This window comes from Streptomyces bohaiensis (assembly GCF_012033785.1).
GTDB classification, from domain to species: Bacteria; Actinomycetota; Actinomycetes; order Streptomycetales; family Streptomycetaceae; genus Streptomyces; species Streptomyces bohaiensis.
Window position 1 is genome coordinate 1 of the sequence record NZ_JAAVJC010000169.1, and the last position, 10324, is coordinate 10324.

Consider the following 10324-nt stretch of genomic DNA (forward strand, 5'->3'; position numbering starts at 1 on the left):
CGCGGGGTGCGCCCGGGGCCGGAGGGGGAAGGCCGGGCGCACCCCGCGTCAGGCGGCGGTGCCGGCACGCTCCGTGCCGGACTTCTCCGCCAGGCGCGCCCGGCGGACCTTGGCCGCCAGGGGGAGGAGCGCGGCGATCACCACCAGGACGTACAGCCCGATCGAGATGCCGCTGCCGACCAGGATCGACGGGTCGCCGTCGGAGGCGGCGAGCGCCCGGCGGAGCTCGGTCTCGGCGATCGGACCGAGCACCACCCCGATCAGGGCGGGCGCCACCGGCACGCCGAAGTGGCGCATCCCGAAGGCGAGCGCGGCGATGACCAGCAGCATCACCAGGTGCACCACCGAGCCGTTGATGGCGTACACGGCGAGCACGGAGAAGAGGGTGATGCCGGCGTACAGGTACGGCTTGGGGAGCTTCAGCAGCTTCGCCCAGAGCGGGGCGAACGGCAGGTTGATGGCGAGCAGCAGCACCGAGCCGATGAGCAGCGAGGCCAGCAGGGTCCACACCAGGTCGCCGTTGCGCTCGAAGAGCACCGGTCCGGGCTGCAGACCGTACTGCTGGAAGGCGGCCAGCATGATCGCCGCGGTGGCGGAGGTCGGCAGGCCGAGGCCGAGCAGCGGCACCAGGGTGCCGGCGGCGCTGGCGTTGTTGGCGGACTCGGGGCCGGCGACACCCTCGATGGCCCCCTTGCCGAACTCACTCTTCTCGCCGCCGCGCTGCTCGCGCCGCTTCGCCAGCCGGCGCTCCGCGCCGAGGGAGAGGAAGGTGGGGATCTCGGCGCCGCTGCCCGGGATCGGGCCGAAGGCGGTACCGAGGGCGGTGCCGCGCAGCCATGCGGGCCAGGAGCGGCGCAGGTCGCGCTTCTTCAGCCACGGCTTGCCGGAGCGGATGCGGCGGAGGTCAGGTGCGTTGCGTCCCCGCGCGGCGACGTGGAGCACCTCGCCGAGCGCCAGCATGCCGACGGTGACGATGATGATGTTGACACCGTCCAGCAGGACCGACGAGCCGAAGTCGAAGCGAGGGGCGCCGCTCTGGCTGTCGATGCCGACCAGGCCGATGGCGAGGCCGATGAGCAGCGAGGCCAGGCCGCGGATGACGGAGCCGGAGACGACGGCGGCGACCGCGACGAAGGAGAAGATCGTCAGGGCGAAGTACTCGCCGGGGCCGAACTTCAGGGCGAAGTTCACCATGGTCGGCGCGAACATGGCGACGGCGAGGGTGCCGACGATGGAGGCGACGAAGGAGCCGATGACGGCGGTGCCCAGCGCCTGCGGCGCCCGGCCGGCGAGCGCCATCTTGTGGCCCTCGTACATCGTCGCGATCGAGGACGCCTGCCCTGGGGTGTTCAGCAGGATCGAGGTGGTGGCGCCGCCGAACATGCCGCCGTAGTAGACCGCGGCGAAGAGGATGAACGCGCTGGTGGCGTCCATCTGGAAGGTGACGGGGAGCAGCAGGGCGACGGCCATCGCCGAGCCCATGCCGGGCAGGACGCCGACGGCGGTGCCCAGAAGCACGCCGCACAGGGCCCACAGCAGGTTGTTCGGGGTCAGCGCTGCCGCGAGACCCTCGCCGAGGAGGTTGAGGGCTTCCATGGTTACAGCACCATCTCCAGAACACCGCCGGGCAGGCTCAGGCCCAGACCGAACGAGAATCCGACCTGTACGGCGGCCGACATGGACAGGGACACGACCGCGTCACGCAGCGGGCTGCGGGCGCCGAAGGCGTAGGAGACGCCCCAGAACAGCAGGGTGCCGGCGAGCAGCCAGCCGAGCGGCTCCAGCAGGGCGACGTGGACGGCGAGCGCCCCGAGCGTCAGCGCCACGGGCGACCACTCGGTCGGGGGCGCGGGCGGGCCGAGGTCGGTCCCGGCGGCGACGGCGCGCGCCACCCGCAGGTTGTCGAACGCCATCTTGGCGGCGACGACCAGCAGCAGCACGCCGATGACGCCGGGGACGACGCCCGGCCCGGGGGGTGCGCTGTTGGGCGGTGCCTCGATGGTGAGGGCTCCCCAGACGGCGATGACGCCGAAGAGGGCGACGAGACCGGGGAAGATCCAGGCGCCGGGTCCGGTCCAGGGTGCGGTCTCCGGGTCGTGCGCGGGCGCGGCCTCCTCGGCTGCGGCCTCCTCGACCGCTGCGGGCTCGGTCCCGCGCGGCTCGGTCCCGGCCGGCGGTGTACCGGCCGGCTCCGTACCGCTCGGGGCGGCGGCGGTCGGGGCGCCGTCGGCGCCGGTCGCCGGGGTCTCGTCGCGGTTCGCCATCACAGCCCCAGCGCCTTCACGGTCTCCCTGGTCACCAGGATCTCCTCCTCCAGGAACGCCGTGAACTCGGCGCGGTCCTGATACGTGTCGGTCCACCTGTTGCGCTTGAGCGTGTCGGCCCAGGAGTCCGTCTTCAGGAGGTCGGCGACGAGCTCCTGAAGCCGCTGCGCCTCCTCGTCGGTGATGCCGGGCGGGGCGATGACACCGCGCCAGTTCGACATCTCCACGTCGAAGCCCTGCTCCAGCGCCGTAGGAATGTCCACGCCCTCCAGCCGCTCCGGGGAGGAGACGGCCAGGGCCCGCAGCGCACCGCGGTCGATCTGGTCGCTGAAGTCACCGAGCGTGCCGAAACCGACCTTGGAGGTGCCGGACAGCATCGAGGTGACGACCTCGCCACCGCCCGAGTACGGGAGGTAGTTGATGACGGCCGGGTCGACCTCCATCGCCTGCCCGATCCGGGCGGTGAAGATCTGGTCGACCCCGCCCATCGAGCCGCCCGCCACCGGCAGCTGCCGGCCCTGCTCCTCCCAGTCCTCCGCGAGGTCGTTCAGCGTCTCGTAGGGCGAGTCGGCCGGCACGACGACGGCGAGGTACTCGGAGGCGATCTGCGCGATGGGGGTCGCGTCGGCCATGGTGTGCTGGGAGCCGAGGGTCTCCACGGCTCCGACCATGCCGAGCCCCGACATGGTCAGCACGTTGGCCTGGCCCTGCCGGTTGGCGGTCTGCGTCAGCCCGATGGTGCCGCCGGCGCCCTCCGCGTTGGAGACCTCGATGTTGTACCGGAGGTCCTCCTCACGCATGCCGTTCTGCATCTCGCGGGCGAGCGTGTCCCAGCCGCCGCCGGGCGCGGCGGGGGCGATCAGCATCAGCTTCTCGTTCGGGCCGCTGCCCGATGCGGCGCTCTGGCGCACGTCGACCAGTGCGACGCCGACCAGGACGCAGGCCGCGGCGATCGCCGCACCTCGTCCCAGTGCCTTGGGCGTCCTCATCCCGCACGTCCTTTCCTGCCTTGCCTTCACGGTCCGGGCCGACCGCGAGAGGCGGGCGTCGGCTCTTCACCACGTGCGGGCCCGTCCGAGCCGCCGCACCGCGGTGCACCACAGTGTGAGCGGGGTTACAGGCGCGTACGAGAGCTGTTAACACTGGCGTCATACTGGTCGTATTGGTCGCACCGGCGTGATCGGGGTGTGACCTGACTCACCGGTACCGGGTCGGCACGGGCCGTGCCGACGGGCTGCTCGGGCCCCTGCCCCCGGACGCCAAGTGCCGCACGGCACCGCCGCCGCGGCACTCTCCTCCCCGCCGCCCCAGCGCCGTCCGGTGGTCGAGGACCCCGGCCCGGTGGCCGTGCGGTGGCGGAACCGATTCCGAACCGTGCCCACCGCCGCCCGCCCGTCCCGCCGCCCGCCGGACTAACGTCTCGACACGGAGCGCCCGGCCACCCCCGTCCGCTGCCACCGCACCCGACCCCGACCGCTCCCGAGGAACCGCCAGGACCACCATGCGCGTGCCCCGCCCCCGACCGCTCTCCCTCACCGGCTCGCTCTTCGTCGGTTACGCGACGCTGCTCGCGCTCGCGCTCGCCGCGACCGGGGCGCTGTGGATCGCCCAGTTCGACCGCGAGCTGGACCGGCAGTACGCGGAGCGGGTCCTCACCATCGCCCGGTCCGTCGCCGCGATCCCCGAGGTCGGCGGCGCCATGGACACCCCCGACCCGGCGGCGGTCATCTCCCCCCGGGCCGAGGCCGTCCGGGAGGCGACCCGCGCCGAGTACATCGTGGTCGCCACCACCGACGGCATCCGGATGTCCCACACCGACCGCGAGCTCATCGGCGAGCTGGTCTCCACACCGCCGGGGCCGGCCGCGGACGGCGAGGAGTGGAGTGGGGTCGAGACCGGCACCCGCGGCACGACGGTGCGCGCCAAGGTCCCGCTGACCCACGACGGCACCGCCGGCGGGCGGCTGGTGGGCTACGTCTCCGTCGGCATCCTCACCTCGGAGATCGACACCGAGGTGAACAACGCCCTCCCCTCGATCCTCGGCACCACCGTCGCGGTGCTGGTCCTGGGCGGGGCCGGGGCGTTCGTGCTGTCGCGGCGCGTGCGGGCCAAGACGCACGGCCTGGAGCCGGCGGAGATCACCGCGCTGCTGGAGGGCCGCGAGGCGCTGCTGTACGCGGTCCGCGAAGGGGTGCTGGCGGTCGACACCGAGGGCAGGGTGACACTGCTCAACCCCCCGGCGCGCCGCATGCTGGGGCTGCCGGAGGACAGCGAGGGCAGGCCGCTCGCGGAGCTGGGTCCGGCGGATCGGCTGCTGGACGTCGTCTCGGGCGCCGACCCGGGTGAGGACCGCATCGTGCTGGTCGGCGCCCGCATCCTCGTCTGCAACCGGATGCCGGTCCGGGTCAAGGGGCGCGCCGCCGGCGCCGTGGTGACGTTCCGGGACCGGACCGAGCTGGACCGCCTCACCGGGGAGCTGGACGGCGCGCGGACGGTGACCCGGGGCTTGCGGGCGCAGTCCCACGAGTACGCCAACCGCATCCACACCGTGGCCGGGATGCTGGAGCTGGGCGCGGTCGACGAGGCCCGCGAGTACCTGACCGACCTCTCGGCTGCTCACGCGCTGACCAGCGGTGAGATCAGCAGGAGCGTGGCGGACCCGGCGGTCGCCGCCCTCGCCCTCGCCAAGTCGGCGCAGGCGTCGGAGCGCGGTTCCGAACTGCGGCTCTCCCCGATGACGCAGGTGCCGGAGCGGCTGCGCGGCGCACTCCGCGACGACGTGCTGCTGGTCGTCGGCAACCTGGTCGACAACGCGCTGGACGCGGTCGCCGAGAGCGGGCCCGGCGGCTGGGTGGAGCTGCTGGTGCGGACCCACCCCGCGGTCCCCGCCCAGCTGCCGCACGACCTGGTGGAGGTGCGGGTCACCGACTCCGGGCGCGGGGTCGCCGGCGGCCTGGCGGAGGAGATCTTCGAGTACGGCTTCACCACCAAGGTCTCCCGCGGCGGCACCCGCGGCCTGGGGCTGGCGCTGGTCCGGCAGGTCTGCGAAAGTCGCGGGGGCACCGTCGGGGTGGAGGTACTGACGCAAGGGAACGAAGAGGGAGCCGTGTTCACCGCCTATCTGCCCGATGCGGAGTCCGGGCCCCTGCCCGACACGGAGTCCGGGACGTCCCACGGGGCGCGCCCCGGCGCGGCCGGCACCGCCGCCGTGCCGCCGGCCCGCCGGGAGGGCGCGCCGGAGCCGCACGGAAGGGCAGGTCGCGGATGATCACCGTGCTGGTCGTCGACGACGACGTGCGGGTCGCCCGCAACCACCACGAGCTGGTGCAGTCGCTGCCCGGCTTCACCGCCATCGGGGTGGCGCACACCGCGTCCGACGCCCTCACCGAGATCGAACGGCTCCGCCCCGACCTGGTCCTGCTGGACCTCTACCTGCCCGACGGCACCGGCACCTCCGTGCTGCGTGCCGTCCGTGCCCCGGAGGGCGGCACCCACCCGGTCGACTTCCTGGTGATCACCGCGGTCCGCGACATCGAGCAGGTGCGAGCGGCACTCCACGGCGGCGCGGTGCACTACCTGCTGAAGCCGTTCCCGTTGACCGCCCTCCGCGACCAGCTGGAGCGCTACGCCGTGGCGCGGCGCAGCATGGTGGACGCCGGACCGGCGACGACCCAGCACGACGTCGACAGGCTGTTCGGTCTGCTGCGGCCGGCGGCGGCGGGCCGCTCGCTGCCCAAGGGGCTCACCACCGCGACCAACGAGCTGATCGCGGGGACACTGCGCGAGGCGGACGGCGACCTGTCGGCGGTCGACGTCAGCGAACGGACGGGTGTCTCGCGGGTCACCGCCCGCCGCTACCTGGAGCACCTGTGCGCGGACGGCGCGTGGCGGCGGGCGCACCGGTGAGAGCAGAGGTGGAGATGACGGCCGGACAGGGAGCCGACGCCGGGGCGCGGGTCCCCCAGCCCAGAGCGGGAACCGGTGCGGCACCGGCTCCCGCCGCCACCGGCCTGCGCTTCACAGTGCTCGGCCCGGTCCTCGTCCACGACGGCGCCACCGCGCTGGCCGCGGGCACCCCGCAGCAGCGGGCGCTGCTGGCGGAGCTGCTGCTCCGCCGGGGCAGGCCGGCCACCGCCGCCGAACTCCTCGCCGCCATCTGGGGTGTCGACGCGCCCACCCACGCCCTGGCCACGCTGCGGACCTACGCCTCCCGGCTGCGCAAGACCCTCGGCGACCGCTCCACCGCGCTGGTGAGCGAGGCCGGCGGCTACGCGCTGCGGCTGGGGCCGGCCGACACCGTGGACCTGGCCGAGGTGGACGCGCTGGTGCGGGCGGCCGAGCAGGCGGACGAGCAGGGCGACCCGACCCGGGCCCACCGGCTGTACGGCGAGGCCGTGGAGTGGTGGGAGGGCGAACCGCTCGCCGGCATCCCCGGGCCGGCCGCCGAGCGCCACCGGGACCGGCTGGCCGAGCGGTTGCTGACGGTGCGGGAGGCGCGGCTGGAGGCCGCGCTGCGCGCGGGGCTGCACGCGGAGTCGGTGTCGGAGCTGACCGCACTGACCACCGCGCACCCCCTGCGGGAGCGGCTGCGGGAGCTGCTGATGCTGGCGCTCTACCGCGGCGGGCGGCAGGCGGAGGCGCTCGCGGTCTACGCGGACGGCCGCCGCATCCTCATCGACGAGCTCGGGGTGGAGCCCCGGGCCGAACTGGCAGAGCTGCACCGGCGCATCCTCGCGGCCGACGAGGCACTCGCCCCGGAGCCGCAACCGGACCGCGCAGCGGAAGCGGCGGTAGAACCGCGTCAACTCCCGGCAGCAGTAGGTGACTTCACTGGCCGCCAGTCCATGGTGCGCGAGCTGGGCGACCGCCTGGCCTCCGCGGGTGGCTCCGTCATGGCCGTCTCGGCGCTGGCGGGGATCGGCGGCGTCGGCAAGACGACCCTGGCGGTGCACGTGGCGCACGCGGCCCGCGACCACTTCCCCGAGGGGCAGCTCTACGTCGACCTCCGCGGCGAGTCGGCGGGGCCGGCCGACCCCGCCGCGGTGCTGGCCGGCTTCCTGCGGGCACTGGGCGCGCCCGAGGCCACCATCCCCGAAGGGATCGACGAACGGGCGGCGCTCTACCGCTCCCTGCTCGACCGGCGCCGCGTACTGGTCCTGCTCGACAACGCCCGGGACGCCGCCCAGATCCGCCCGCTGCTGCCCGGCGCCCCGAGCTGCGCCGCGTTGGTCACCAGCCGGGTCCGCATGGTCGATCTCGCCGGCGCCCACCTCGTCGACCTCGACGTGATGAGCCCGGAGGAGGCCATCGAGCTCTTCGCCAAGATCGTCGGAGGCGAACGGGTCCACGCCGAGCGCGAGGCCGCCATGGACACCGTCGCCGCCTGCGGCTTCCTGCCGTTGGCGATCCGTATCGCCGCCGCCCGGCTCGCCGCCCGCCGCACCTGGACCGTCGCCGCGCTGGCGCGCCGGCTCTCCGACGAGCGGCGCCGGCTCGACGAACTCACCGCCGGGGACCTCGCCGTGAAGGCGACCTTCGAACTCGGCTACGGCCAACTGGCCCCGGCGCAGCGCCGCATCTTCCGACTGCTCGGCCTCGCGGAGGGCCACGACATCTCGCTCCACGCCGCGGCGGCCCTGCTGGACGAGGAGCCGGACCGGGCGGAGGAACTGCTGGAGTCGCTGGTCGACACGAGCCTGGTCGAGTCGGCCGCACCCGGCCGCTACCGGATGCACGACCTGGTGCGGCTCTTCGCCCGCGCCTGCGCGGAACGCGACGAGCAGCCGCCGGTTCGGGAGGCCGCCCTGGCACGGCTGCTCGACTTCCATCTCGCCACCGCGAAGCGCGTGTTCGCCATGGAACGGCCCGGTGACAGCACCATCGAGCACCTGACCGCCACCGACCGCCCCGGGCTCGACTTCCCGCACCCCGACGCGGCACTGGACTGGCTCTTCACCGAGGCGGAGAGCCTGCTCACCACCGCCCGGCTCGCGGCCCGCGGTGCGACGCTGCGGGCAGCGGTCGACACCCTCATCGCCGCCAAGGACCTCGCGGAGTCGGGCGCCTACGCGCTGCACTACGAGCGGTGCGCACGCGCCGTGCTGGCTGCCGCCCGCGAGGCCGGCGACGGGACCGCCGAGGGCCGGGCCGGCATCTCGCTGGCGCACAGCCACCGCATGGCAGGACGCATCGACGAGGCCGACACCGAGTCCGCGGCGGTCCTCGCCCTGCCGCGCTGCACCGCCGACCCGGTCACGGTGGCCAACGCCCACAACGACCGGGCGATCATCGCCCTCTACCGGGAGGAGCTGGGACCGGCCGAGGACCACCTGCGTGCGGCGCTCGCGGCGTTCCGAGCCGACCGGAACCGGTCCGGGGAGGCCAGCGCGCTCAGCAACATGTCGCGCGTCCATCTGGGGGCCGGCCGGCTGGAGTCGGCGGTCTCCCTCGCCGAGGAGGCGTTCCGCGCGTACCGACGGCTGGGCGCCACCCTCCGGCTGGCCAACGCGCGATACGCGCTCGGCATGGCGCTGACCGCGGCCGGCTCCCACGACCGTGCCCTGGACGAACTGAGCACGGCACTCGCGGAGTTCAACAGCAACCGACAGCAGATCTGGCAGGGGATGACCACCTTCCGGCTGGCCGAGCTCCGCCGCGCCCGGAAGGAGCCGGCCGAGGCCGCGGCTCTCGCCGAGCAGGCCCTCGGCCTGCTGGAACACGTCGGCGGCGAGTGGCGCCGCGCCAACGTCCTCAGCCTGCTCGGGCACGCGCTGCACGACTCGGGTCAGGACGACCGTGCGCAGGTCTGCTGGCGGAACGCGCTGCGCCTCTACGAGGGCGCCGGGCGCCCCGAGGCCGCGGAGATGCGGCGGCTGGTGGACTGCGGCAGCCAGTGACGGCGCGCTGCCGGAGCGTCGGCGTCAAGCGAACGTTTATCGTGCGCTGGCAACGTCCGGGCCACCGTCGGCAGCACGATACGGCCGGCGGTCACCGCGCCGACTCGGCGACGGCAGCACGGTCCGCTATCCGGCAGGGAGCCACCTCATGACCACTACCACGCCCAAGCCGCAGGACGACCTCACCACCGGTACGCCGAAGCCCGGGGACGCCGGGACCCTCGGCGACAACCACGCCACCGGCACCCCGGCCTCCGGCACCACGGGGACCCTCGGCGACAACCACGCCACCGGCACCCCGGCCTCCGGCACCACGGGGACCCTCGGCGACAACCACGCCACCGGTACGCCGAAGCCCGGCGACGCCGGCACCCTCGGCGACAACCACGCCACGGGGACGCCCGCCGTCTGAGCAACGGCGTCCGCAGCCGCCCGTCGGCACGGCCCCGTCCAAGCAGCAGCCGCAGCCGGCCGGCGGCCGTTTAGCAGACGTTTAGCGGCTACTGCCACGCTGTAGCCACGAGTTGCCCCCCAACGGGGAGGGCAACGCGGTCCGGTGCCCTCGGTGGTGCCGGTCACCGTTCGACCACCGGACGCCGCCTGGGGGGGCTGCGCCGGTGACGTCGGCCCGTACGCGGGCGGAGCCACCCCACTGGGGGGTGGGGCGGCTCCGTCCGGGCGCACGGGCCGTCGCCGGACACCGGGGGGGCTCGGTTCCGGAACGACGAACGGTGCAGGCCGCTGGGGGGCCCGGGGGGGCACCGGCGGCACCGGAGCAGTGACCGGTCCGGGCAGCGGCAGGGGGCCGTCCCGGACCGGTCCGTCCCTGAAGGACGCACAGCGGCCGACCCGTTCGAGCGGCGCGCCGCACCGGCGGGTCTCCCGTCACATCCGCCCGGCGCCGACCGGCATCCGACCGGTGAGGCGCCGGGAACGGCCGACGCCGGGCCGGCCAGGGGCTCCGCCCCGGCACGGTCCCACGGTGGTACGGCCCCGCCTCGCGGCGGCGAGGGCAGCCGGGGGCGTACCGAACGGCCCGACCGCGCCGCGGCGTTGGGCCGGCCCGGCGTCACCCGGGCGGCACCCGTCCGGCACGCCCGGCCGCAGCATCCGCCCGAGGCGCCTGCCCGGCACACCCACCGTGGGGCACCCGCCGGGTGCCGC

General features: G+C 74.7%; 7 protein-coding genes. 4 read left to right on the forward strand and 3 right to left on the reverse strand.

Going from position 1 to position 10324, the window contains the following annotated elements; genetic code table 11:
• Positions 1 to 48: 48 nt before the first annotated feature.
• Genes HCN52_RS17010 through HCN52_RS17020 form a run of 3 tightly spaced genes read right to left on the reverse strand, consistent with a single transcriptional unit; the run spans position 49 to position 3253 of the window.
• On the reverse strand, positions 49 to 1596 hold the full coding sequence (locus HCN52_RS17010; protein WP_168089312.1) for a tripartite tricarboxylate transporter permease: 1548 nt from the start codon (positions 1594 to 1596) through the stop codon (positions 49 to 51).
• 2 nt (positions 1597 to 1598) lie between these two features.
• Positions 1599 to 2264, reverse strand: coding sequence for a tripartite tricarboxylate transporter TctB family protein (locus HCN52_RS17015; protein ID WP_168089313.1), 666 nt, complete (start codon positions 2262 to 2264; stop codon positions 1599 to 1601).
• Positions 2264 to 3253 (reverse strand): Bug family tripartite tricarboxylate transporter substrate binding protein, encoded by a 990-nt coding sequence (locus HCN52_RS17020; RefSeq protein WP_168089314.1) that lies wholly within the window; start codon positions 3251 to 3253, stop codon positions 2264 to 2266. Before HCN52_RS17020 ends, HCN52_RS17015 begins: the two co-directional genes overlap by 1 nt.
• Positions 3254 to 3765: 512 nt before the next feature.
• On the opposite strand from HCN52_RS17020, the gene HCN52_RS17025 reads away from it, so the two are divergent.
• The 4 genes from HCN52_RS17025 to HCN52_RS17040 all read left to right on the forward strand — a co-directional run bounded on the left by HCN52_RS17025 (position 3766) and on the right by HCN52_RS17040 (position 9572).
• The gene (locus tag HCN52_RS17025) at positions 3766 to 5532 is read left to right on the forward strand and encodes an ATP-binding protein (protein WP_168089315.1); all 1767 of its coding nucleotides are present in this window, start codon (positions 3766 to 3768) and stop codon (positions 5530 to 5532) included.
• Entirely contained in the window at positions 5529 to 6170 is a 642-nt protein-coding gene (locus HCN52_RS17030; protein ID WP_168089316.1) for a response regulator transcription factor, read from the forward strand. Before HCN52_RS17025 ends, HCN52_RS17030 begins: the two co-directional genes overlap by 4 nt.
• A 14-nt stretch (positions 6171 to 6184) precedes the next feature.
• Entirely contained in the window at positions 6185 to 9160 is a 2976-nt protein-coding gene (afsR, locus tag HCN52_RS17035; protein WP_168089317.1) for an SARP-family global regulator AfsR, read from the forward strand.
• A 148-nt stretch (positions 9161 to 9308) separates the two neighbouring features.
• Entirely contained in the window at positions 9309 to 9572 is a 264-nt protein-coding gene (locus tag HCN52_RS17040; RefSeq protein WP_168089318.1) for a hypothetical protein, read from the forward strand.
• The last annotated feature ends 752 nt before the right edge of the window (positions 9573 to 10324 follow it).

What these genes read in the sequence shown, in the direction of transcription:
- HCN52_RS17020 (WP_168089314.1), bottom strand. Translation starts at nt 3,253, where the DNA reads ATGAGGACGCCCAAGGCACTGGGACGAGGTGCGGCGATCGCCGCGGCC.
- HCN52_RS17040 (WP_168089318.1), top strand. Translation starts at nt 9,309, where the DNA reads ATGACCACTACCACGCCCAAGCCGCAGGACGACCTCACCACCGGTACG.
- HCN52_RS17025 (WP_168089315.1), top strand. Translation starts at nt 3,766, where the DNA reads ATGCGCGTGCCCCGCCCCCGACCGCTCTCCCTCACCGGCTCGCTCTTC.
- HCN52_RS17030 (WP_168089316.1), top strand. Translation starts at nt 5,529, where the DNA reads ATGATCACCGTGCTGGTCGTCGACGACGACGTGCGGGTCGCCCGCAAC.
- HCN52_RS17010 (WP_168089312.1), bottom strand. Translation starts at nt 1,596, where the DNA reads ATGGAAGCCCTCAACCTCCTCGGCGAGGGTCTCGCGGCAGCGCTGACC.
- afsR (WP_168089317.1), top strand. Translation starts at nt 6,185, where the DNA reads ATGACGGCCGGACAGGGAGCCGACGCCGGGGCGCGGGTCCCCCAGCCC.
- HCN52_RS17015 (WP_168089313.1), bottom strand. Translation starts at nt 2,264, where the DNA reads ATGGCGAACCGCGACGAGACCCCGGCGACCGGCGCCGACGGCGCCCCG.